This window comes from Alteromonas sp. ABE4_545 (assembly GCF_056161325.1).
Map to the genome: position 1 here is coordinate 269,086 of NZ_JBSWYY010000002.1, position 23,129 is coordinate 292,214.

The 23,129-nt window shown below is 47.6% G+C and carries 18 protein-coding genes; 6 read left to right on the forward strand and 12 right to left on the reverse strand.

Annotation, left to right across the window (positions count from 1 at the left end):
- Positions 1–13 precede the first annotated feature (13 nt).
- The 11 genes from ACXAH6_RS03630 to ACXAH6_RS03680 form a co-directional block, all read right to left on the reverse strand.
- On the reverse strand, positions 14–382 hold the full coding sequence (locus ACXAH6_RS03630) for a response regulator (RefSeq protein ID WP_474875273.1): 369 nt from the start codon (positions 380–382) through the stop codon (positions 14–16).
- Between the two features lie 11 nt (positions 383–393).
- Positions 394–1,146, reverse strand: a complete 753-nt coding sequence (locus tag ACXAH6_RS03635; RefSeq protein ID WP_474875274.1) for a ParA family protein — start codon at positions 1,144–1,146, stop codon at positions 394–396.
- Positions 1,143–1,397 carry a hypothetical protein gene (locus ACXAH6_RS03640; RefSeq protein WP_474875275.1) on the reverse strand — a complete coding sequence of 85 codons (255 nt, stop codon included), beginning with the start codon at positions 1,395–1,397 and terminating at the stop codon, positions 1,143–1,145. Before ACXAH6_RS03640 ends, ACXAH6_RS03635 begins: the two co-directional genes overlap by 4 nt.
- Positions 1,388–4,081 carry a chemotaxis protein CheA gene (locus ACXAH6_RS03645; RefSeq protein WP_474875276.1) on the reverse strand — a complete coding sequence of 898 codons (2,694 nt, stop codon included), beginning with the start codon at positions 4,079–4,081 and terminating at the stop codon, positions 1,388–1,390. The genes ACXAH6_RS03640 and ACXAH6_RS03645 overlap by 10 nt, the downstream gene beginning before the upstream one ends.
- On the reverse strand, positions 4,078–4,449 hold the full coding sequence (locus ACXAH6_RS03650; protein WP_474875277.1) for a response regulator: 372 nt from the start codon (positions 4,447–4,449) through the stop codon (positions 4,078–4,080). The genes ACXAH6_RS03645 and ACXAH6_RS03650 overlap by 4 nt, the downstream gene beginning before the upstream one ends.
- Positions 4,446–5,315 (reverse strand): CheR family methyltransferase, encoded by an 870-nt coding sequence (locus ACXAH6_RS03655; protein WP_474875278.1) that lies wholly within the window; start codon positions 5,313–5,315, stop codon positions 4,446–4,448. The genes ACXAH6_RS03650 and ACXAH6_RS03655 overlap by 4 nt, the downstream gene beginning before the upstream one ends.
- The gene (locus tag ACXAH6_RS03660; protein WP_474875279.1) at positions 5,299–5,943 is read right to left on the reverse strand and encodes a HEAT repeat domain-containing protein; all 645 of its coding nucleotides are present in this window, start codon (positions 5,941–5,943) and stop codon (positions 5,299–5,301) included. The genes ACXAH6_RS03655 and ACXAH6_RS03660 overlap by 17 nt, the downstream gene beginning before the upstream one ends.
- 12 nt (positions 5,944–5,955) lie before the next feature.
- Positions 5,956–7,017, reverse strand: a complete 1,062-nt coding sequence (gene cheB, locus ACXAH6_RS03665) for a chemotaxis-specific protein-glutamate methyltransferase CheB (RefSeq protein WP_474875280.1) — start codon at positions 7,015–7,017, stop codon at positions 5,956–5,958.
- A gap of 12 nt (positions 7,018–7,029) precedes the next feature.
- Positions 7,030–8,559, reverse strand: coding sequence for a chemotaxis protein CheW (locus tag ACXAH6_RS03670; RefSeq protein WP_474875281.1), 1,530 nt, complete (start codon positions 8,557–8,559; stop codon positions 7,030–7,032).
- Positions 8,560–8,583: 24 nt separating this feature from the next.
- The gene (locus ACXAH6_RS03675; protein WP_474875282.1) at positions 8,584–10,491 is read right to left on the reverse strand and encodes a methyl-accepting chemotaxis protein; all 1,908 of its coding nucleotides are present in this window, start codon (positions 10,489–10,491) and stop codon (positions 8,584–8,586) included.
- A 411-nt stretch (positions 10,492–10,902) separates the two neighbouring features.
- Positions 10,903–12,153, reverse strand: a complete 1,251-nt coding sequence (locus ACXAH6_RS03680; protein WP_474875283.1) for a methyl-accepting chemotaxis protein — start codon at positions 12,151–12,153, stop codon at positions 10,903–10,905.
- A 332-nt stretch (positions 12,154–12,485) separates the two neighbouring features.
- Here ACXAH6_RS03680 and ACXAH6_RS03685 point away from each other — a divergent pair, with 332 nt between their 5' ends.
- The 4 genes from ACXAH6_RS03685 to ACXAH6_RS03700 all read left to right on the forward strand — a co-directional run bounded on the left by ACXAH6_RS03685 (position 12,486) and on the right by ACXAH6_RS03700 (position 19,674).
- Entirely contained in the window at positions 12,486–14,582 is a 2,097-nt protein-coding gene (locus ACXAH6_RS03685) for a 3-hydroxyacyl-CoA dehydrogenase NAD-binding domain-containing protein (RefSeq protein ID WP_474875284.1), read from the forward strand.
- 10 nt (positions 14,583–14,592) lie between these two features.
- Positions 14,593–15,777: an acetyl-CoA C-acyltransferase gene (locus ACXAH6_RS03690; RefSeq protein WP_474875285.1), complete on the forward strand. Its 1,185-nt coding sequence runs from the start codon at positions 14,593–14,595 to the stop codon at positions 15,775–15,777.
- 127 nt (positions 15,778–15,904) lie between these two features.
- Positions 15,905–17,110: an MFS transporter gene (locus ACXAH6_RS03695; RefSeq protein WP_474875286.1), complete on the forward strand. Its 1,206-nt coding sequence runs from the start codon at positions 15,905–15,907 to the stop codon at positions 17,108–17,110.
- A 200-nt stretch (positions 17,111–17,310) separates the two neighbouring features.
- Entirely contained in the window at positions 17,311–19,674 is a 2,364-nt protein-coding gene (locus tag ACXAH6_RS03700; RefSeq protein ID WP_474875287.1) for a TonB-dependent receptor, read from the forward strand.
- 62 nt (positions 19,675–19,736) lie between these two features.
- Here the strand turns inward: ACXAH6_RS03700 and ACXAH6_RS03705 are convergent, their stop codons facing one another.
- Positions 19,737–20,192, reverse strand: a complete 456-nt coding sequence (locus ACXAH6_RS03705) for a MaoC family dehydratase (protein ID WP_474875288.1) — start codon at positions 20,190–20,192, stop codon at positions 19,737–19,739.
- A gap of 97 nt (positions 20,193–20,289) precedes the next feature.
- On the opposite strand from ACXAH6_RS03705, the gene ACXAH6_RS03710 reads away from it, so the two are divergent.
- Both ACXAH6_RS03710 and ACXAH6_RS03715 read left to right on the forward strand, forming a co-directional pair.
- Positions 20,290–21,084, forward strand: a complete 795-nt coding sequence (locus tag ACXAH6_RS03710; protein ID WP_474875289.1) for an SDR family NAD(P)-dependent oxidoreductase — start codon at positions 20,290–20,292, stop codon at positions 21,082–21,084.
- A 171-nt stretch (positions 21,085–21,255) separates the two neighbouring features.
- On the forward strand, positions 21,256–23,127 hold the full coding sequence (locus ACXAH6_RS03715) for an AMP-binding protein (RefSeq protein WP_474875290.1): 1,872 nt from the start codon (positions 21,256–21,258) through the stop codon (positions 23,125–23,127).
- The last annotated feature ends 2 nt before the right edge of the window (positions 23,128–23,129 follow it).

Genomic DNA, 23,129 nt, shown 5'->3' on the forward strand with positions numbered 1-23,129 from the left:
CCACCTCCAGCAACTAGGCAGCAGGTAAAATCTGCTGAATGATATTGAGTAAATCTTCAGGTTCTACGGGCTTCACTAGCCACCCCGTCGCGCCTGCTTTTTTCGCTTCTTCTCTACGTGTTTGCTGTGACTCTGTGGTTAACATCAGTATCGGTGTAAACCTGAATTTATTGTTGCTTTTAATTTTTTGAATAAGCTCAATGCCATTCATACCTGGCATATTTAAGTCGGTGATGATGAGTTTGGGTGACACCTCTTCAAGTTGTTCGAGTGCTTTTTCGGCATTGGCTGACTTCACGATGTCATAACCCGCCCGTTTGAGTAACATTTCCATGCTCATTAACATGGTCGCTGAATCATCGATTAAGTGGATCATAGTCATAAATTACTACCTCACTGGTGATTGAATAGGTGAGCACAAAGTACGGAATAGTCCTCTGCACCATGAGAACGCGGCGCATACTCCGTTACCGGCGTCCGATGAGAAAAAGCTTCTGCTAATTTGATATTACGTCTGATGTACGGCAACAAACGTTGCCCTCCAAAACGCGCTGACCACTGTTTCAGCACGTGTCGATGAAGTTTTAGTTGCTGGTCTACCATCACTGGAAGAATTAGAATTTTGTTGGCGCGGAACTGCTTCTTCCTTATCGCGCTAGTGCACGCAGTAATAAGCTTACCCACGCCATCAGAAGACAAAGGTGATGGCTCTGCGGGAATAATGATAGTGTCGGCAGCAGCGAGCGCACTGAGCAAAATAGGGCCGAGCGTTGGCGGTGTATCAATAAGCAAAATGTCGTACCCTTGTTGTACTTCTGCGTGCCCGATAAAACGGCACAACCAGTCTAACCCCACATTGTGTTCAAGATAGTCGATGGTGCTGCGTGGCAAACACAAGTCTAGCTGTGGGTGATAATGCACAACGCCTTTAAAGTAGTTGTCATTGTTCAGCCAAGCCGGTGTTACTGTGCGTGTTGCGGGGGAGTCGGCTAAAAACCCATGTGCAACATGCCCTTGGTTGTCGGTATCGATAACCAGAACGCGTTGGTTTTGCATTGCTAAGGTATAGGCTAAGTTCACCACTGTTGTGGTTTTCGCCGTGCCCCCTTTGCGATTCGCTACCACCATCACCTTAGGCTCACTCATGCCACATCCTCTCGTTGTAATGTGACTAGGGTGTCTTGTAGCCAGTTTAAAGACTCCGCTTTAGGCCAAACTGAAATCTTGGGCTGGCGCAGCGCGATAACTTGAAACACCGCCGTATGTACCGACGTGAGCGCTTTTAAGTTGAGCTGTCTGGCGGGTTTTTCTGCTAACCACTGATCAAGTTCTTCTGCTAGTTCAATCTCGCAGTGGCCACTTAGTTGCGCCACTTTTTGTTTGTACGTTATTGGCATGCCACTAACTCCTGAATATTGAGTATTAGCAAAACGCGACCGTCTCCCAATAGCGCGGTACCAGCAAACTGATTAAAGCCCGCCATCACGCCTTCGAGTGGTTTTTGGATAACATCAATGCCTTCGTGAAAACGGTCTAGCATTAAGCCAAATTCACCCTGTCCGGTATTCACCACCAGAATAGGAATGTCATCTTCATTGTTGTAATGCGGAGGGGCCATGTGTAGCAATGTGCGCAAACAATGCAGTGGAATTAGCTTGTCACGCAACATGAGAACCTGGTGATTGCGAATAAACTGAATATCTTTCGGCGCGGCCTTCACTGTCTCGACAACCGAATCCATTCCCACACCAAACATCTGATTATTCAGTTCGAACATCATTACGCGATTGATTGACATCGTTTGAGGCAATATCAGCCTGAACACCGATCCTTCCCCTACAATGCTGTCCATTTCGATAGTGCCACCCGCTTGCATCACCATGGTTTTAACTGCGTCCATACCCACACCGCGACCCGATAAATCAGACACAGTTTCACTGGTAGAAAAACCGGGAGCAAAAATCAGATGTAGGGCTTCTTGATCATCAATTGATTCAAGTTGAGACTCGGTGATAATGCCCTTTTGATACGCCAGTAACTTAATTTTATGCGGGTCGATGCCTTTGCCGTCATCGCGAATTTCGATCACAACACTGTCATCGTTGGGCGTGGCGCTGAGGTGAATAACACCCGCTTCAGGCTTGCTTTGCGCAAGGCGTTCCTGAGGTGACTCAATACCGTGATCAATACTGTTTCGCAATAAATGAATCAGCGGTTCAGAGAGAGATTCAATCAAGTTTTTATCAAACTCGGTGTCTTCGCCCTGCATAACCAAGTCGATTTTCTTGGTCAGTTTTCTGGCTAAATCTCTCACTAATCGAGGATACCGTTGGAACACATGAGAAACCGGCACCATACGAATTTGCAACACAGCACTTTGCAGCTCTTCTGTGAGCCTATTAACGATAGTGAAATGCCCTTTTATTTGCTTGCTGAGCTTTCTGGCTCCTTCGTCATCAGCTTGCTTTGCCAAGTACGGCAAGGTGTTTTTAGCTACCGTTAACTCGCCAATCAAGTCCATGAGGTAATCCACTTTTTCCTGATTCACTTTAAGGACTTTGGGTACCTGACGCTCTTGCTTAGCTTTGCCAGCCTCTTCTTGAGTTGAAGGAGCGTTAGTGTCTTCTGCGCTATTGTCGGCCAATATCGGTGACTCTGGCGTGGCCTGTGTAGCGCTCTCGACATCCGAGCTTGCAATATCGGCGCTGGCAATATCGGGGCTTTCTGCGGCATCGAGCACCTGATTTATATGTTGCAACCACAGTTGAGGAGACGTAAGGCTATGTCGCGCTGCTGTACTTAGGTTCAGCACGCGGGTGATCACTGTTTCAACTGAAGGTAAAACAAATAAGCCACCGTCGTGGTGAATAACGCTTTCGAGCAGAATTCGCTGCTGCTTTAATATCGTGATCGCAGCGTGTGAAAGTTCATTCGTTGCGCCGTTAGTGTCTTGGGGTATCTCGTTATCAGTCGCTGTTGAAGTTGAGGTTGACGCAATACTCGCGTTTCGAAGGCCGGCAAGCTCAGCGAGGGGCGAGAGATCACAATGCAGCGCACACAACTCCACTATCCAGCGAAACAGAAGGTAATCGATGTCGGTATGGTTTATCGACATCAGCATGAAGTCAGCCAACGCACCAACATTTTCTTCATCGAGATTGGCAAGCGCTTCTCTTAGTGCCTCTGCGCCATCGCGTTGTAACGCATCTACAATCTCTTGTTTTAAGTATGTTGCACACGACCAAACAGGCAACGACCAACTTTGATATTGCCCTTGGTAGTAATCCATGTGTTTTGCCAACGCCGCATCGGTTGACACGCTGATGGTGGTAAACGTCACAAAACAATTAAACACATCGTCGGCGTGCTCTTGCTTCATACCGGTGACAATGGTTTGCCGATGCGGAAGCGCTGCCACCACATTGACCGGGTCTTCGCCACTAAAGAAACACCCCTTGTCAGGTGTGTAGTGCATCAATTGCACGTGTGCTTGTTGGTCGGTTTCAGCGCCTACGGCCAATTTCATCGCGCGCAGTAGCGCCTTTTTACCTACCGTGGCCAAATGTGTGCACGCCGCCTCCTCGGGGAGTGCGAGCAACGGCGTAGAGCCTGTATCACCATCTTTAGCTTCTGCACATTGGGAATGATCGGCGTCATCATGACTGTCAGCCTTTTGGGCATCTACCTGCGAATTCGCACCGGTAATTTCTTTGCGCAATCGGTCGCTCAAAGCTTGAGAAATCGTTATCCAACCGTCTGCGTTGTCATTACCAGATTCCAATTCGTCAAACCACGCCGAAATTTGATCAAACGCCTCAAATAAGATATCTCCTAAGTCTTGATTAAAAGCCGTTTCACCTGCGCGAACACTGTCTAATAAGTCTTCGGCGGCATGGGCCAATCGCGTGAGCGGCTTAATCGGGAATAAATCAGAAGAACCTTTTATTGTATGTAAATCTCGAAATACGTTGTCTACGAGGCTCGCTTGATAGCCTTCACTCTGTAACGCCAATAGTTTCTGGCTTGCCGACTCCAGATTTTCTCTCGACTCACCAATGAATACGTCAAGCAATTCACTCATGACTCATCTCCCAACAGCAAAGTGACTATCTCGGCCAAGTAATCTGCGTCTACCGGCTTGTTTAAATAGTAGTTAGCGCCGACCGAATAGGCTTTTGCTGCATCGCCAGCAGCAGACTCTGTGCTGATCATCACTACTGGCACCGCTTTGGTGTCTTCGTTGTTTCTCAACTCTCGGCACAATCGGTAGCCATCCATTTTTGGCATGTTGACATCCAACATAAATAAATCGACGGGTTGACCCATGCTTTTTTCCAGTGCCTCAATTCCGTTTTCAGCCTCAAGTACATGACGATTATCGGTGGAAATAATGGCTTTGTGATAAATCCGCACCGTTTTTGCGTCGTCAACAATCATGATGGTCTTCATCTTAGTCCTCCATCCCCGTTAGGCTTTTGATAAACAATCACATCGCCGAATTTTCTCACTTTGAACAGTGAGCTAATTCGACTCATTGACTCGGAGTGCCCCAAAAAGATAAAGCCCCCGGGGTTAAGCGCATCATAGAGTACCTGCGCGGCACGACGACGAGAGTCATCGTCAAAATAAATGAGCAAATTACGACAAAAAATCAGGTCAAAACTGCGAAAAGATTTGGTGTCATTTGGCGCAACAAGGTTGGCTAAACAAAACGACACTGAGTCGCGAATGTCTTGGCAAAGGTGGTATTCATTGCCTTGTTGTGTGAAATATTTCCGCACCAAAGTAGGGGGAATATTCTGCACTGAACGCTTTGAATAAACGCCCATTTTCGCTCGTTCAATCACAGAAGTGTCGATGTCTGATGACACAATCTCCACATCGCGATGTGCCAATCCTGACCAGTATTCCAATAAGAAAATGGCGATAGAGTATGGCTCTTCACCCGTGCTGGAAGGCACTGACCAAATGCGCATTTCGTGCCCCGGCGGGCGATGTGTATCGAGTTCTGGCAGCACACCGTTCACCATGACCTTAAATTGATAATCTTCTCGGAAGAAATAGGTTTCATTGACCGTCATGGCGTTGACCAGGTTTTGAAACTCCTCTCCCGACGCTTGAAAACGCATGAAAGTGAAATAACTGCGAAAGTTTTCGTGACCGGTTTGGCGCATCCGTTCTTTCAACCGCTTGTCGACGAAGTAACGTTTCGACATTTCAAATTGAATGCCTGTCTTTCGATAAAAAAGATCGCGAAACCGCTCAAAGTCAGTAGCCGAGATCGCATCTTTTTTGGCGTCACTCGGGTTGTTCATCGATCCCCTCCATGCGTTGACAAACACAGTCTGCGGCAAACTGAATATAGGTCGCTTCAGGGAAGCGGCTTTTCACTTGCTGTAAAACAGCAATACTCGACTTGTCGCCCACTTCAATAAGCTTATCAATCGCTGTACCCACAACATTGATGTCGTCGTCATTCAAAGCAATTTCATGCAACCAGGTTTTGGCGTCTGGGTGAGTGATAGCGCCGATGATATCTACCGCAAAAATGCGGGTGTCGACGTCATCGTCTACCATTAGTGCTTTCACATGATAAGCAAACAATTCGGGCCGATTTTGGAATAGCTCAATGGTTGCATTGCGAATTTGAGCATCTTCAGACTTCAGCTTTTCAAGCAAAACAGTAGCAATACTGTCATCGCACATCCCTTGTATTGAACTGAACAAAGCTTCTATCACACTGGGGTCCGTCTCTAACTCTATTTGCGACAGCAAAGTGTCTCTGGCTTGCTCATTATTTGTGAGATCTCGCGCAGCCCAACGACGAATATCCACAGAGCTATTGTGTAAATCATTGAGCAAGGCATCGATATCTCGCTCAACCTTTCGGCGCTCTACATGGTTTTCGTTTACCACGATGTCTTGAGATTTTTTAAGTGCCATAATATTTGCCTCTTACACCTTGCACAAAGTGACTAGCTTGTTCGCAATATCAAAGTCATTAACAATGAAGTGCGTACAACCCGTGTCGATTAGCTCTTTGGGCATGCCATAAACCGTTGCCGTTTGTTTACTTTCAGCAATGACCGTTGCCCCCGCTTGGTAAGCTTTAGACATTGCTTGAACTCCGTCATTTCCCATTCCTGTGAGTTGAATGCATAACATATCTGGCCCTTTCAGACAGTTCATCGCTGAGTCGATCATGCGATCAACACTGGGGTGCCAGAAAAACTTATTACTCGCCGGTACAGGACGAGCGAACAAGGTACCTTGCATGTTTTGAATCTGAACGTCGGAATCTCCGCGCGCAATATACACAGCGCCTTTCTCCATTTTCATCCGCTCAGACACTTCAACAATTCGCAGCTTACTCAAACCGTCTAAACGCCGTGCTAACGCCTGTGTAAAACCTTTAGGCATATGCTGCGCAACCAATATTGGGCAAGGAAATTCAGCCGGTAGTGCCGACAGAATCTGTTCCAACTTTTTCGGGCCACCAGTCGAAACACCAATAAACACGCATTGATACTTACCTGAAGGCGGTTTGCCTATTCCCGCTTTCGACGCTGGCGAACTTACCGGCGTTACCTTTGGCGTCGGTTTTGGTTTAACGCTTTGCAAACTGCGACTGGCCGTGATCGAGTCTATTTTGTCGACAAGTTCCCGCTCAATAGACGAGATATCTGTAGTCACAGTGCCACCCGGTTTCAGTACAAAATCAGTTGCACCTAACGCTAGCGCCTCTAACGTAATCAATGCGCCTTTGGCGGTAAGTGAAGACAGCATTAACACTGGGCAGTCATGCACTTTTTTAATCAAGCTCAAGCATGTAATACCGTCCATGCGAGGCATATTGATATCCATGGTGATAATGTCTGGCGCAAATGGCATGACTTTCTCTAACGCTTCCTCGCCGTCACGCGCAGTTTCTACTCGATAACCGTTATTCACGAAAAGCTGAGAAAACAGTTTGCGCATTAATGCAGAGTCATCTACCACTAGAACTTTGACTGTCATTCGGCCCCTCGTTTATCCCATTGCAGTGGTTAAATGTTTGTCGGCCAATAAAATATTCGGGTCTAGCAATTGAATGATCCTGCCTTCGTCATTGAGTTTAATCAGTTCGCTAAGCAGTTGCTTTTGCTCTTCAGAAAGCGACGGCGCAGTTTCTATTACTTTTTGCTCAACGGTTTTCACCTCAGCGACACCGTCGACAATAAACCCTGTTTTTTGCTCGTTACGCGTCAGAACAATGATGCGTTGGCGTTCAGATTCTGGCGCAATATCCAGCCCTAGGCGCGTTCTCAAATCGATGACCGGCAACACAGTACCGCGTAAATTCACAATGCCTCGCAAATAAGCAGGGGTGTTGGGTACGCTTTCCAATTTGGCAGGCACCCGTGTAATTTCTTGAGTATCGTCAATACTGACGCCGTATTCTTGGCCATCAATCCAGAAGATCACATATTGGCAAGACGCTTCTTCTTCAAAATTGTTTTCATGTTCAGTAGACATAGTGAGTTCCTCAGCACTGAGCTCTTCGATATGTTCAATCGCGCTATTGAGCGAGCGTTGAAAGATGGTGCTTAGGTTAACAATAGAGATCAGCCGCTTTTGCTGCTCCATGCGAAAAACAGCCTGCAAAGTACCTTCGCCCTGTCCGCTATTACACATCGCAGGAACAGGCTCCATCACTTTAGGAGAAATACTCACCACATTGCTGACCTTGGCAACAACAAACCCTACGCTGCCAATGGTTGAGTGGGCTGAGTTCACAATAACGATGCGAGAGGCATCATTAATTTCACAAGACGCCATGCCCAAATTCATTGCCAAATCGACAATGGGAATAATACGCCCGCGTAAATTGACCAAGCCAATCACAGAAGGGTGAACATCAGGCAAGGCTGAAATGTCATCGGGCACACGCACGATTTCTTCCACATCTTGCAAATGAAATGAGAATTCCTGATTTGAAATAGAAAAACAGACAAGTTGTTGATACTCGTTCTCGTCTTCTTCGTCTTCCACTACCTGAGCAACCTGACGTGCGGCTAGGCTTATTTGTTGCTGAACCGCAGTGGGGTCGACAAGTAGTTGCGCTGCAACCAGCGATTCTGCATTGAGTATTTGTTCAATAGGTTGGTTTTTCTCTTTGATGAGGCCTTCTAAATACTCATAAGCAATGGCATTTTCCCACGCTTGATCTTTCTCTACACAGTCACTAGGCACACTGTGTACCCGCGCGACGCGATCAACGAGAAAACCGGTTACGCCAATACTCGACTCAACCACAACCACCCGAGAGCTGTCTGAATGTGTGGCGTATTCACCCACTAAGACCATTTGTAAGTCGTATACAGGCAGCACATTTCCGCGCAAGTTAGCCAAACCCAGCATTTGCGCTGGACCTAGCGGCACTTTTACCATGCTTGGTACACGAATGATTTCTCCAACTGTGTGCATAGCAAACGCGTAGCGCTCTTTGCCCAACAAAAAAGAAACAAACTGGGTTTCGGACTCGGCGACATTTACGCCATTTTCCTCGACTTCTGCCATCTGGACACCCTCCTAAAAACAGGATTAGTTGCTTTGCATTTCGTCAGCAACCGATGCGATTTCTTCGATAGATTGCGCTAGGATTTCCATGCCTTTACTTTGTTGTTCAGATGCACTCAATGCTTGCTGACAATTGCTGCTCGCTTGCTCATTAGCAGCGGCTATTTGCTCTAACCCTTTCTGAGCTTGGGCCACGGCTGCGGCAACTTCTTCTCCACCCGCTTGCATGTCTTCATTGTTTTTCAACACAGTGGCCATATCGGCGGCGATATTGGCGATGTCCTTGGTGGTTTGCACTGCTTTTTGCACTTCGCGTGAAGCGCTTTCTGCAACGTTAGTGAGATCGGTTTTAACGTTAAGTGTTTGGTCTTGAATGGCCTTGATCAGATCCTTAATTTGCTCGACATTTTCAGCAGCTTCGTCTGCCAGGCTTTGGATATCGGCAGACACAACAGCAAACCCTTTACCGTACTCGCCGGCCCGAGCGGCCTCGACAGCGCCATTCACTGCCAACATGCTGGTTTTAACAGATACAGTCGTAATGGTGTCGATCACTTTGTCGATTTGGCGAGTCATGGTTTCCATCGCTGAAATCGCTTCCACATTTTGCTTACTGGTCTCAAGCGCTGAATTGATACCGCTCACCATTTCTTCTACAAGCTTGCGGTTTTCGCGTAGCAAAGTAGTAATTTCATTGCCACGGGTAAGTGCATCTTGACTCTGGTTTGAGGCCAATGCCACGCCTTCACGCAAAGTGTCGATATTTGATACGGCCTGATCAACCGACGACGCAGCTTGTTGTGCGCCGTTATTAATCTGATTTAACGCAGTTGCAATTTCTGTGGTTGAGCGGCTGATTTCCTCAACTGTGGCCGACAATTCCTCTGCCGACGCTGCCACCTCTTCTGCACTCTTATTAATGTCAGTGCTGTTTTTGAGCTCTTCGGTAATGATCTCTAATGACTGCGCGGCTTGCTCGGCTTGCGCTAATGCATTGCTCTGTTCGGTTATATTGCTCAGCACTTCTTGGGCTGCCGAAGATTGCTCATCAGCGGCACAAGATATCGACTCAGAACCACTTTGAATTTCCGACGCCGCTACATCCATGGCTTTAATTTGGCTCTGCAAATCGCTTGAACCGTTAGCGATCGTTTGCATATCTTCTTTAATTTTTACCAGTTGTGACGTGACCGCCTCGCCTTTATTCACTTCTTCCAGCGCTGCTTCTGCTGAGCTTTTTACCGCATCAGACACCACGTTTGACTGCTGTTGGATCTGTTCAATTTGCTTGGCGATATCAGCCGCGCTTTTATCTGAGACTTCCGCCAATGCGCGTACAGTATCAGCAACCACAGCAAAGCCTTTGCCGTGCTTACCGGCTCGGCCTGCTTCAATCGCCGCATTGAGCGCAAGTAAGTTGGTTTGGTCGGCAATCCGCGTTACCTGCTTCACCGCTTCTCCAATGTTTGAAGCCTGTTGCTCCAACTCGCTCATCATCACAACGGAGCGTGATTGATGTTCTGACGCTGTTTTTACACTGGTCATCATCGATGTGAGATCATGCACAATGCGCTGAACGAAAGTTTGCAATGCATTGGTTTTTTCTAACGTGCTGTCAGATAATGTCAGTTGCACCGAAAGCGCCTTGGAAATTTGTACAATGGCCGCCAAACTTTCCTGACTTGCGCTGCTCGACTCCTCTGCACCTGCGGAAATCTCGCTAATTGCCGTAGACAGTTGGTCTGTCGCGCTCCCCGCTTGAGAAATACCACTCGCCAGTTCAGCCGTTGCAGATGCAACACGTTCTGCGGCTTGCTGCTGTCTTGCGAGCGTTCGCGCGCGTCGACGTTCTTCTTCCGCATCGCGTCGCATTTTCGCATCAACGCGAGGCGCTGGTGCAGGGGCTTGGTCAGTGTGTTTTTTCAGAGCCATGAGTTCAACCTCGTCAACAATCCAAACTAAAAATGTGGCCCACAATCGGCCTGACCTAATTAAAATTCGAATTGGCACGAATAAGGTATAAAACGGCATACCCATGTATGAGGTAAGCTAACTCGTCACGCAGCACACCCTACGTTGTTCAAATAACCAGCAACATGGTGGGCAATGCCAACTTGCTGACTTTGTTGGTATTAATTTACTTATTCGACACAAGCTCAAAAGACGCAAAAATCAAATTCACGCTAAAACCGCGTGTAGCTGCGGGGGGTTCAACTTTTGGCTAGTAATACAAAGTATAAATGGGGAAAAACAGGAGAAATAAAGCAAACAATAGTAGAAGGCCCAGCGATTGATAGCGCGATTGCACTACCACTGCCAGGCCTTTAAAAATGGGGGAAGGTGTTATTTATTGTTGAATTGATTCGCGAACTGAGACACTGCATCAACCACTTTTTGCGCCCCTTCTTGAATCTCTACAATGGTCGCATCAGCGTCATGCACTAATTTAAGCCCTTCGTCGGTTTGTACTTGGCTTGCATTAACAGTTTCAACCGCTGCAGCAGCGAGCGCTTGGTTTTTTTGCACCACATCGACAATCTCTTTAGTTGCTTCTGAGGTACGCATTGCCAGTTGTCGCACTTCGTCGGCAACAACCGCAAAGCCACGGCCTTGGTCACCCGCTCGTGCGGCTTCTATAGCTGCGTTCAACGCCAACAGGTTAGTTTGTTCAGCAATGGCGTTAATGCTCTGGATAATTGAACCAATCATTTGCGATTGATTGTCTAACGCTTGAATACTGTCGCTGGCTTGGTTCATTTCTTTAGCCAGTTTTTGCATCACTTCTACAGTTTCACGAATAACTTCACGGCCTTTACGGGCGCTTTCATCTGTGTGTTGAGAGGTGTTAAACGCAATATCGGCAGCCACCGAAACAGCCATTTCACGTTCGACTTGCTCGGTGATCACAGTGGCAAATTTAACCACCTTATAATAACGGCCATATTCGTCTTGAAGAGGGTTGTAGGACGCTTCCAGCCAAACATCATTGCCGCGACTGTCTTTGCGTTTAAAACGCCCAGTATAAAACTGCCCCTGCGCCAAATTTTGCCAAAACTGTTTGTATTCAGGTGAATCAACATTTTCCTGACTACAGAAAATGCGATGGTGTTTACCTTTAATTTGGTCCAGTTGATATCCCATGGCATTTAAAAAAGGGGCGTTGGCTTCTAAAATAGTGCCATTAATATCAAACCCAATAATGGCGGTAGAGCGGTGCATAGCCTGAATCAAGCTGGCTTGCTCTCGCGAAACATCAATAGTACGGGTTAATTCACTGGCGTGAACGTCAAACCGCTCGACTTGGCCCGATGGAGTTTCGACAACCTGAATGACAGCTCGTAGCCAGCCTTCCTGCCCATCGCCTTTTACTATTTGAATCGCACCAGCGTAATTTTCTCCAGCCTTTAAAGCCATAGACAATTTTTTGAAATGCTCAGTTTGTCTGGCAATCGACGGTACAAGGTCGGTTAATGCTTTACCTTCGACTTCTTCGGCTCGATAGTGCAATTCGCGTTCAAAATTGCTGTTGACTGCACTGACCTGACCACGACTATCTAAATGGAAACAGATCATCTCTCGTTCGAGATTATCCATAACCTTCCGATTTGCCTTTAATTCCTTTTCTAATTCAGCGACTTTCGCCTTAGCACTTGAATCACGATTAAAACTTAACATAGAGGTACCGTTCTTGAGCGTATTGATTAAATGTAAACGACAGCTTTGATTCTCACAAATAACTAAAGCCTAATTATTTTTAATTATAAATAAAAATTAGATTTTTTTTGTACAAAAAACCTAGGTTTTTTAGGGGTTATTAACAATTCATCAAACTTATATACCGCCATGCGAAATATCATTTTGAATTAATTAGATCTCCTCTTTACCATCAAGCAACACGGTCATTCATCAAATAAGAGGACACCGCAATGAATGAAATGGTTGCTTTTGAGCAAATAGACGACGTAGCCGTTATTCGCGTCAATAACCCTCCGGTCAATGCATTATCGGCATTGGTTAGGCAAGGACTACAAGCTTCATTTGAAAAAATCCAAAGCGACGACACCATTAGTGTAGCTTTGCTGATTTGTGAAGGACGCACGTTTATTGCCGGTGCCGACATTACCGAATTTGGCAAGCCACCTGTACTTCCCAATTTGCCAGAAGTGTTAGAAACGATGGACACGGTAAACAAACCCATTGTTGCTGCTATTCATGGCACTGCTCTCGGTGGCGGATTAGAAGTGGCTTTGGCCTGCCATTACCGCGTTGCGTTAACCAGTGCCAAAGTCGGGTTGCCCGAAGTGCTCTTAGGTATTTTACCTGGGGCGGGTGGCACGCAACGCCTGCCTCGATTAGTGGGCCCTGCTGTCGCTGTAGATATGATCACATCCGGTAGAAAAGTCTCAGCCAAAGAGGCTCACAGCTTGGGGGTTGTGGATGAGCTTATCGGGGGTGATTTATTCGAACAAGCCTTGGCTTACACCAAAAATATTGTTGCCGAAAACAAACCTATCCGTCGAATTAGTGACATGCAAATCGACAACAGCAAACTCGGCGCTGACTTTTTCGCTCAGGCGCGTAAACAAGTAGCAAAAATCAAACGGGGTTTTGAGGCCCCTCAAGCGTGTATTGATGCCATTGAAGCAGCAACTCAACTCGACTTCGATGCCGGTATGGCAAAAGAGCGCGAACTCTTTATGCAGTGCGTCACATCAGTGCAATCTCAAGCTCAACGCCACTTGTTCTTCTCTGAACGTCAAGCCGCCAATATTAAAGACTTGGCCAAAGACACCCCAACCAGAGTGATTAAAAAGGTCGCGATTATCGGCGCCGGTACCATGGGAACAGGGATCGCGCTGAATTTCTCCAATAAAGGAATCCCCGTTGTTTTATTAGAGATGAAACAAGAAGCGCTGAATCGCGGGCTGAGTATTGTTGATGATTATTATCAATCTCGCGTGGCGAAAGGGCGTATGTCTGAAGCGCAAGCACAAGGTTGTCGTGATTGCGTAACCGGCGTATTGGAATACAGCGCCATTGCCGATGCCGACCTTGTGATCGAAGCCGTGTTTGAAAACATGGGTGTAAAAAAACAAGTATTTGCCACCCTTGATGAGGTGTGCAAGCCCGGCGCTATTCTAGCCAGTAATACTTCCACTCTAGATGTCGACGAAATCGCTACAGCGACCAAACGCCCGGAAAGCGTGATTGGGTTACACTTTTTCAGCCCTGCCCAAGTGATGCGCCTTTTAGAAGTAGTACGAGGTGAAAAAACCGCTGATGACGTACTCGCAACAGCCATGCAACTCGCAAAAGTGATAGGCAAAGTCGGCGTAGTATCTGGTGTGTGCGACGGCTTTATAGGCAACCGTATGCTCAAAGGCTATGGCCGTGAAGCAGGCGCGCTCTTACTCGAAGGTGCGCTGCCACAACAAATCGACGGCGCACTGTACGAATTCGGCATGGCTATGGGGCCTATGGCAATGGGCGATCTCGCCGGTTTAGATGTGGGTTACAAAGTACGCGAAGAGCGTCGTGGTCGAGGTGAAGTCATCCCTGCAACCGAAGGCGCAGTTGCCGACAAACTGGTTGAAATGGGTCGTTGCGGCCAAAAAACAGGTGCCGGTTATTACAAATATGACGCCGGTTCTCGTGCGCCTATTCCTGATCCACAAGTGGTCGAAATTGCGGAACAAACTGCCGCAGAGTTGGGTATTGAACGCCGAGAAATCAGCGCTGAAGAGATTGTTCAGCGTTTGATTTACCCACTGATTAATGAAGCTGCGTTAATACTTGAAGAAGGGATTGCACAGCGCCCATCTGATATCGATGTGGTGTGGATTTATGGCTATGGCTTCCCGGTTTATCGCGGTGGCCCTATGTTCTATGCCGATACGGTCGGCCTGCCGAAAATTGTTGCCGATATGGCCAAGTTCGCCGAAAAGCATGGTGATGATTGGAAACCGGCACCGCTCTTGAAAAAACTGGCTGACGCAGGCCAAACCTTTGCCTCGTTAAAATAAGGAGATTCTCATGAAAGAAGCAGTGATTGTATCAACAGCTCGTACCCCAATAGGCAAAGCGTATCGCGGTGCTTTAAATAATACTCACGGTGCCGATATGGCGGGCCACGCGATCAAGCACGCAGTCGCTAAGGCTGGTGTGGATAGCGCCGAAATTGACGATGTATTAATGGGTTGTGGACTCCCAGAAGGCGCAACAGGTGGGAACATTGCCCGCCAAGCGGCATTGATGGCCAACTTGCCGGTGACAACCTCGGGTGTGACCATCAACCGTTTTTGTTCGTCGGGCCTGCAAGCTATCTCGATGGCAGCACAGCGCATTATTGTCGACAACGTGCCTATGGCCGTTGCAGGCGGACTCGACTCCATCAGTTTGGCACAGAACGAAAACACCAACCGATTCCGCGCCCAAAGCGATGCCTTGTTAGAAAAACACCCTGCTATTTACTTAAGCATGATTGAAACGGCAGAGATAGTTGCAAAACGCTATGGCATCAGCAGAGAAGCCATGGACGAATACGCGTTGCAAAGTCAATTGCGAACCGCTGCGGCCCAACGCGACGGTTTGTTCAACGACGAAATTGTGCCGATGGATGTTACTCAGGCACTGTTCGACAAAGAAACCAAAGCCGTTAGTTTTGCGCCAAAACAACTGGTTGGCGATGAATGTAATCGTCCAAGCACAACATTAGAAGGCTTGGCATCACTTAAACCGGTAATGGGAGATAACGCCTTTATTACAGCAGGTAATGCGAGTCAGCTTTCTGATGGTGCATCAGCCTGTGTGGTGATGGACGCGCAAGTTGCCGCACAACGCAATATTCAGCCACTTGGTGTGTATCGCGGTATGGCCGTAGCAGGTTGTGAGCCGGATGAAATGGGTATCGGCCCTGTATTCGCCGTACCCAAACTACTCAAGCAACATGGCCTAACGGTAGACGATATCGACCTGTGGGAACTCAATGAAGCGTTTGCCGTACAAGTACTTTACTGCCGAGACAAGCTGGGTATTGATAACGCTAAGCTCAATGTGAATGGCGGGGCCATTTCAATTGGTCACCCTTATGGGATGAGCGGTGCGCGTATGGTGGGTCATGCGCTACTAGAAGGTAAACGAAGAAACGCCAAATACGTGGTTACGACCATGTGCATTGGCGGTGGTATGGGTATGGCTGCATTATTCGAAGTGGTATAATGCTTGTGGTCAGATAACCCAACAACATATCTGACCTTCACCAACCATATTCAGGTGATAGCCTCGCTTTTCGCGGGGCTGAGTCGTTTATGCTGTGTTTGCTCTCCTTCACTCGCTTTGGGCCATTATGATTTTTCGTATTTTATTTTTTGCTTTACTGGCCACATCAATGGGGCAGAGTGTGGTGATCACCACATTGCCATCATTGGGGCGTGAAGCTGGGCTCAGCGAGTTTCAGGTAGCCACACTCATGTCGACCTCTGCGTTTATTTTTGCGCTGGGCAGTACTTTGTGGAGTCGTGTTGCCAAAGGCTATGGCTACCGCAAAACCTTGATGCTCGGGCTTACCGGTTACACCATTGGTACTTTGGTATTTGCAACCGTTTGGTTTGAAGGTTTTTCAGGAGCCTTAAGTGGCGCATTGCTGTTTGGCGCACTGCTTGTCTCTCGCAGTATGCAATCGTCTATTATGTCTGCCTCCCCGCCTGCTGCGGTGGGTTATGCCATTGCGATTAGCCCACTTTCTGAACGCGTAAAAGCCATTAGTAAAGTGACATCGGCGAATAATTTAGGGCAAGTGCTAGGGCCGAGTTTCGCTGGCGCTCTCGTTGTATTTGGGCTGTTAACGCCCTTGTACTGCATCGTCATTCTTACTCTTGTGGCTTTGTTTCTGGTCTGGAAAAAGCTCCCACTTACCGAACCCTCACATCCGTCATACGAACAAACACCTCAAAAATCAGCATCGACTCCAGTACATCTTAATGATGAAGCAGAAAATCAAAGTGAACCCGTCAGCCGATACATCATCACCTGTGTCAGTTTGTTTACCGCTATGGCGATGATGCAGCAAAGCTTGGCATTTTTTCTTATCGACAATTATCACTACTCCCCAGTTAATGCTGCTCAAGGCGTGGGTGTTGCAATGATGATCAGTGCCATTTGTGCGTTGTTAATCCAGCTGTTGGTTATTCAACGTCGAGCCGTTGCGCCTCAAATTCTTATGTCTGTAGGGCTGGTGTTACTCACAGCCGCCTACGCCACCATGTATCTGCATACACAAGAACACTACCTTTACGCTGCCATGTTATTACTCGGTTGTGGCATGGGCACCACGTATCCCGCACTGGCGGCACAGGCCACATCCAAATGCCTACCGCAACGTCAGGCCACCGTTACTGGCATGATTACAGCAGCCCCCGCTATGGGGTATGTGACCGGTCCACCGCTTGCTGCTTGGGTTTACCAGTTTCAACTCACCTTGCCCTTCGCGCTCGCTTGTGTGCTGATGGCAGTCATGACCCTTTGGCATGGTGTCGCTTCACGTAAGGGCTAGCGGCAGCCTTTTAAGTAAACTAAAGCTAACTTATCTTATTCCATAAAAATAAATAATCGTTTCGCAGAGTAAAAACGAGTTCTGTTCAATTGACCGTTTTTAGAACAAGTGATAGCGTAATTATCAATCCAGCAACAAATTATTAACATTAGCCGGATTGAGAACACACACATAAATCATTTGTAAACGAGGACGGTTACATGTACCCACACAGCGCTATGCGTTATGCACGCTCTCCTTTTGCCGTAAACTCTCTTGCCCTTTGTGTTGCGATTGGCTTGAGCGGAACGGTTCACGCTGAAGAAGAAGCCCCTGACGGCCAGAAAGCTTCTGATGCACTGTTTGAAAAAATAGAAGTCACAGCAAGAAAGAAAGTAGAGTCAATTCAAGATGTCCCTGTATCACTCACGGCATTCAATGAATCACAGCTTGACGCGCTGAAGTTTCGAGACATGAATGACTTGTCGGTGGGCATGGCAAACGTCGTGATGGACGATGTAGGGACGGCGCGTGGTGTAGCCAACTTCTCAATTCGCGGCTTAGGGATTAACAGTTCAATCCCGTCGATTGATCCAACGGTAGGCGTATTCGTCGACGGTGTTTATATGGGCACAAACGGCGGTGTGATCACCGACATGTTCGACATTGAGCGGATTGAAGTATTGCGTGGTCCACAAGGTATTTTATTTGGCCGTAACGTGACCGGTGGGGCGGTGTTGATCACAACCAAGAAACCAGAAGATACCGTAGCTGGTAAAGTAAAAGCCTCGGTCACAGGTGGCGGCCCTGGAGGCTTAAACAAAACAGTGCAAGGCTCGGTCAGTATTCCTATCAGCGACACCCTATCTACCAAGCTAGCAGTTTATTACAACGACGATGACGGCTGGTTTAAAAACAAATACGACGGTAGCGATCACGGTGCGATTGAGCAAACCATGATCCGTTCAACAACGTGGTGGGCGCCCACAGAAGATTTGGAATTCGTACTTAAGTACGAAAACTACAGCGCAGACGGTGACGGCCCTGCTTCTCAAAATCATACCAATGGTTTGGGTATTAACCCAGAGCTGGCATTTGCAAGCCCACACCCTTTGTCTGCCTATGCAGTAAATTACGACCGCGACTCTTTCGATTTCTCGATCAATGAGCGTGGTTATCAGGAAATGGAAGCCGATAATGTGGCTTTAACGGCGAACTACGCACTGGGTCAAGGTACTGCAACCTACATTTTTGGCTATCGCGATTACTATTCCCCGTCTTTTGGTGATATCGACTCTCAACCATTCACCTTGTTCCACTCATACGCGTGGACGGCAAGCGAACAGATTTCTCACGAACTGCGTTACAACGTGCCGGTAGGCAAAGCCGACCTCACATTCGGCGGCTATTACTACACCAACGACCTCACTTATCACGAACGCCGCGTGTTACCTCTCACAGTGGTGGCCAGAGACATTAACGGAGACGGTGAGGCGGACGTGTTGGCGTCTGGTATTTATCAAGATGGTGGCGGTAATCACACAACCGATAGTGTCGGTATCTTTGGTGCTGTCGACTATGCGTTGACCGACAAGTTAATGCTAACCGCAGGCTTGCGTTACACCAAAGAAGAGAAAGACGTTGAAATTGCCTCACTGAGCGCCAACGTGTCTTCAATTAACAGCGGCTACCTCATTCCACAAGGCCCTGCATGTAATATTTATTTAGACAACGACTGTGAATTTGATTTCACCGATAAAGAAGATTGGACGAGCTTGTCTCCCAAAATTGGTTTGAACTATCGCATGAATGCCGATACCACCCTTTATGCCAACTGGAGTAAAGGCTTCCGTTCTGGGGGTTACAACTTGCGTAACACGGCAGATATCAGCACAGATGAGCTGCGCGAAACCAACGGGCCTGGACCGTTTGACCAAGAAACCGTAAACAGCTTTGAAGTAGGCTACAAAAGCGACCACGACTGGGGCCGTTTAAACGCAGCCGCGTTTGCCACACTCATTGATGATATGCAGCGGGAAGTAAACTTACCCGCTCCCGACGGTTCGGTGATTCAGATCATCAAAAACACTGCCGAAGCACGTATTTTCGGATTGGAGGTGGATGGGATTATTCGCGTCACCGACAACCTCGCCGCCACCTTTAATGTAGGTTTAACCCAAGCTGATTACACCAAGGTGTTATACGACCTGAATGGCGACGGTATGATCGACAACGAAGACGAAGAACTGGATATCCCACGCGTGCCAGAAGTGACTTACAGCGTAGGTTTAACCCACGATTTAGAGTTGGGCGATTGGGGGTACATGACATCTCGTGCAAGCTATTCGTACCGAGATAAAACCTATTATACCGACAACAATTTAGGGTATATCGACGACCAGAAGATCCTAAACGCGGGCATCGACTTCCGCGCGGGTGATGACTCTTGGGTGTTCTCTGTGTTTGGTAAAAACTTGTTCAATGACGTGAAACACGGTGGCGATACTCAGTTGTCTTTCGGTACCTTCTCACCATTAGCGAAAGGCCGTGTTTTGGGAGTTGAAGTGAGCTATCACTTCTATTAAAACCTTTTTAACGCCTAAGTTAAAGCGCCAAACTTATTGGCGCTTTTGCTTATTTGTGCAGTTTAGGGAATGAGTAATGTTAGCGATTGCGCAACTAGTGCGGGTTTGTCATTGCCTTCGATTTCCACAGACACATCGGTGGTGACTTTCACGCCTTTTTTAGGGTCTACGTCGACATCTTGTAATGTGAAATGCCCACGTACACGACTGTTTACGGGAACAGGTGCAAGAAAACGTAGCTGATTTAAGCCATAGTTAATACGGCTACTGGCACCAGTAATGGCATACGTTTGTTCTGTCATTCCCGGCAGCAAAGACAAGGTTAAAAACCCGTGGGCAATGGTGGTTTTAAAAGGCGACTCTTTCTCTGCACGTTCAGTATCGAGATGGATCCATTGGTGGTCGTTGGTCACATCGGCGAATTGATTAATAAGTGACTGATCAATCTCCCACCAGTCACTGACACCCAGTGACTCCCCGACGAGAGTGGGCAATGAAGTTAACGCAATTTGTTGCATACAACACCTCTTATTGATTATTTTGAAATCACATTTCGCATTGCAGAATAAATAAACAATTCTACATTTGCAACAGCAAGACTTAAAAGGAGCGAACATGAAAAGATTCACCAACAAAGTGGCAATTGTGACAGGGTCTGCCAACGGCATTGGTAAAGCCACCGTACATCGCTTACTGGAAGAAGGCGCTTGCGTTGTGGCAGCCGATAGAGATGAGCCGGGTTTGCAGCAACTTCAAAGCGAAATAGAAAATACGTCTTATGCCCAACACCTCACTACTAGTGTCGTTGATGTGACTGACCCACAGGCAGTATCTTCATTGGTAGAGCAAACCGTTAACCAACACGGAAAACTCGATGTGATGTGTAACAACGCTGGCGTTGTGTGTAATCGCTTCCCAGTTCAAGAGCAAGGCTTAGAAGACTGGCAAAAAGTGTGGCAAGTGAATGTAATGGGCACGGTGCATGGAACACAAGCCGCAGCCAAGGTGATGATTGCCCAACAAAGTGGCGCGATAGTAAACACAGCGTCTATTGCAGGTATTCGCTCAGGCGCAGGCGGCAACGCATACAGTGCCTCAAAAGCCGCTGTGATCAGCCTGACCCAAACCACAGCGTGCGACCTAGGAAAATACCAGATACGCGTGAATGCGGTTTGCCCCGGATTAGTCGAAACCAATATGACAGCACCGTTTTTCGCTAAAGCAAAAGAGAAGAATATGACCCATCGACTTGGTGAACGCTGTGAGCTATTGCGCCCCGGCCAGCCTCAAGAAATTGCTGCGGTTATTGCATTTTTGGCGAGCCAGGATGCCAGTTTTGTTACAGGGCAAGCAATTGCTGTGGATGGGGGAAATACAGCCTCACACAATATGCCGGGCATGAAATTTTAACTTTGCTAGCTATAGCCTTTTGCTAACATAAATTTAACTTATAGTTTCGCACAGCGGATTGTGATTTCAATTAAACCTTTTTTCATGTCAGCATGAAATCAAATACGAGCGACATGTGGTGTAACAGAACCTGTCGCTTTCTTCGTTCGATTTCAACGTCATGAGGTTAGGATGCCAGTTTCTACTCTGCCCCCATTTCGCCCCAATCCTTGGGAGCCAGCAAAGGCGGTTGTTAGCCCACTAGAAAACGGAAATATTCTCGTAGAAAGTGGTTACCCGTGTCAGCCCGTTCACGCCAATCTCGTTGCCATGTTTCATGAAGCAAGTGAGCGCTACCCAGAGCGTATTTTTATGGCGAGACGCAACGCCGACGACAGCGCATGGGATCAACTTTCCTATGCTAAAGCAGATGAGCAATCGGATGCTATTGCTCAATGGTTGCTCGATCAAGGGCTAGCGCCAGGTACCGCGATCATGGTGTTGTCTGAAAACAGTCTTGAACATGCGCTACTTATGCTAGCAGGTTACAAATCGCGCCTACCTTTAGCGCCCGTTTCACCGAATTATTCATTGCTCAGTAAAGACTGCGGAAAAATTAAGAGTATTTTCGATAAGGTGAAGCCCGGTGTCGTCTTTGTACAGTCGTTGGCACTGTATCAACGAGCGTTGAATGCATTACCACTCACCGACGCGAAAGTTGTTTATGTAGACGGTACATCGGAATGCCGTAATTACGTGCCATTTTCCGCATTGCTCAACACTCAGGTAACGTCACAGGTTCACCACGTCATACAGGAACTACAACCCTGCGACGCAGCCAAGATATTGTTTACCTCAGGCTCCACTGGCGAACCCAAAGGTGTGGTTAACACACATCATGCCTTGTGTTACACCCAAGCAGCGTTAACCACCGTTGTGCATGTTGATGAATCTGAAAACCCACCGATTATGCTCGACTGGATGCCGTGGCATCATACCTATGGCGGCAACCAGAACATTCACCGTGTCATGCATAATGCAGGTACCTTGTACATTGATGACGGTAAACCGGTGCCCGGTCTCTTTACCAAGACACTGGCGAATCTTAAACGTGTCAATATTAACAGCTATTCCACCGTTCCCGCCGTGTATGCCCTATTACTTGATGCGATGGAGCAGGACGAAGAACTGCGCACCCAATTCTTTAAGCACTTGGAATGGTGTAGTTATGGCGGCTCAGATATGCCTCAGTCTACTTTTGACCGCTTTCAACAAATGGCCATCGAGCAAACCGGCCAGCGTATCACCATGATCAACGCATTAGGCTCAACAGAAAGTGCAGCCATTATGACCTTTGTTCACTGGTCTACTGAACAAATGGGGTCGATTGGTCTACCGATTCCCGGCACTCAGGTAAAACTGGCGCCTGTGGGAGAAAAGTTCGAGCTACGCATTAAAGGCCCTCAAATGTGTAATGGCTATTTAGGCGACCCGGAAAAAACCAAACAGAGCTTCGACGATGAAGGTTTTTTATGTACCGGCGATGCGGTGAAGTGGATTGATGAGCAAACCCCTGAAAAAGGGCTACGCTTCGCAGGTAGAGTGAGTGAAGACTTTAAACTACTTAACGGTACATGGGTGCATACGTCAGCATTACGCGTGTCATTGCTGTCGGCGCTGACTCCTCTAGTAAGTGACGCAGTGATAACGGGGCAAGATAAAGAATACTTAGGCGCAATGGTGTGGCTCAACGAAGCTGCGGTAACCAAACTGTTAGGAGTGCCTATCCGAGAGCTGGCGGAAAACGCCGATGTGATAGGTCTGCTAAAACAAAAGATTGGTGATTACAACGGCGCTCATGCTGGCGCATCGACTCGTATCAGCCGAATGCTGATATTAACCACGCCACCTGATCCAGACGCCGGCGAGATTTCAGATAAACGCTATATTAATCAACGCGCCGTACTTGAAAAACGCGCGAGCGACGTCGCTCTTCTGTATCAGTCTGCGCCCCATCAACGCGTGATCCTCTGTCCTAGCGGCCCAGCCTCAACGCAACTATAAGG

Bases quoted from the DNA above. Each gene is read 5' to 3' on its own strand.
- ACXAH6_RS03630 (WP_474875273.1), bottom strand. From the start codon at position 382: ATGACTATGATCCACTTAATCGATGATTCAGCGACCATGTTAATGAGC.
- ACXAH6_RS03635 (WP_474875274.1), bottom strand. From the start codon at position 1,146: ATGAGTGAGCCTAAGGTGATGGTGGTAGCGAATCGCAAAGGGGGCACG.
- ACXAH6_RS03640 (WP_474875275.1), bottom strand. From the start codon at position 1,397: ATGCCAATAACGTACAAACAAAAAGTGGCGCAACTAAGTGGCCACTGC.
- ACXAH6_RS03645 (WP_474875276.1), bottom strand. From the start codon at position 4,081: ATGAGTGAATTGCTTGACGTATTCATTGGTGAGTCGAGAGAAAATCTG.
- ACXAH6_RS03650 (WP_474875277.1), bottom strand. From the start codon at position 4,449: ATGAAGACCATCATGATTGTTGACGACGCAAAAACGGTGCGGATTTAT.
- ACXAH6_RS03655 (WP_474875278.1), bottom strand. From the start codon at position 5,315: ATGAACAACCCGAGTGACGCCAAAAAAGATGCGATCTCGGCTACTGAC.
- ACXAH6_RS03660 (WP_474875279.1), bottom strand. From the start codon at position 5,943: ATGGCACTTAAAAAATCTCAAGACATCGTGGTAAACGAAAACCATGTA.
- cheB (WP_474875280.1), bottom strand. From the start codon at position 7,017: ATGACAGTCAAAGTTCTAGTGGTAGATGACTCTGCATTAATGCGCAAA.
- ACXAH6_RS03670 (WP_474875281.1), bottom strand. From the start codon at position 8,559: ATGGCAGAAGTCGAGGAAAATGGCGTAAATGTCGCCGAGTCCGAAACC.
- ACXAH6_RS03675 (WP_474875282.1), bottom strand. From the start codon at position 10,491: ATGGCTCTGAAAAAACACACTGACCAAGCCCCTGCACCAGCGCCTCGC.
- ACXAH6_RS03680 (WP_474875283.1), bottom strand. From the start codon at position 12,153: ATGGATAATCTCGAACGAGAGATGATCTGTTTCCATTTAGATAGTCGT.
- ACXAH6_RS03685 (WP_474875284.1), top strand. From the start codon at position 12,486: ATGAATGAAATGGTTGCTTTTGAGCAAATAGACGACGTAGCCGTTATT.
- ACXAH6_RS03690 (WP_474875285.1), top strand. From the start codon at position 14,593: ATGAAAGAAGCAGTGATTGTATCAACAGCTCGTACCCCAATAGGCAAA.
- ACXAH6_RS03695 (WP_474875286.1), top strand. From the start codon at position 15,905: ATGATTTTTCGTATTTTATTTTTTGCTTTACTGGCCACATCAATGGGG.
- ACXAH6_RS03700 (WP_474875287.1), top strand. From the start codon at position 17,311: ATGTACCCACACAGCGCTATGCGTTATGCACGCTCTCCTTTTGCCGTA.
- ACXAH6_RS03705 (WP_474875288.1), bottom strand. From the start codon at position 20,192: ATGCAACAAATTGCGTTAACTTCATTGCCCACTCTCGTCGGGGAGTCA.
- ACXAH6_RS03710 (WP_474875289.1), top strand. From the start codon at position 20,290: ATGAAAAGATTCACCAACAAAGTGGCAATTGTGACAGGGTCTGCCAAC.
- ACXAH6_RS03715 (WP_474875290.1), top strand. From the start codon at position 21,256: ATGCCAGTTTCTACTCTGCCCCCATTTCGCCCCAATCCTTGGGAGCCA.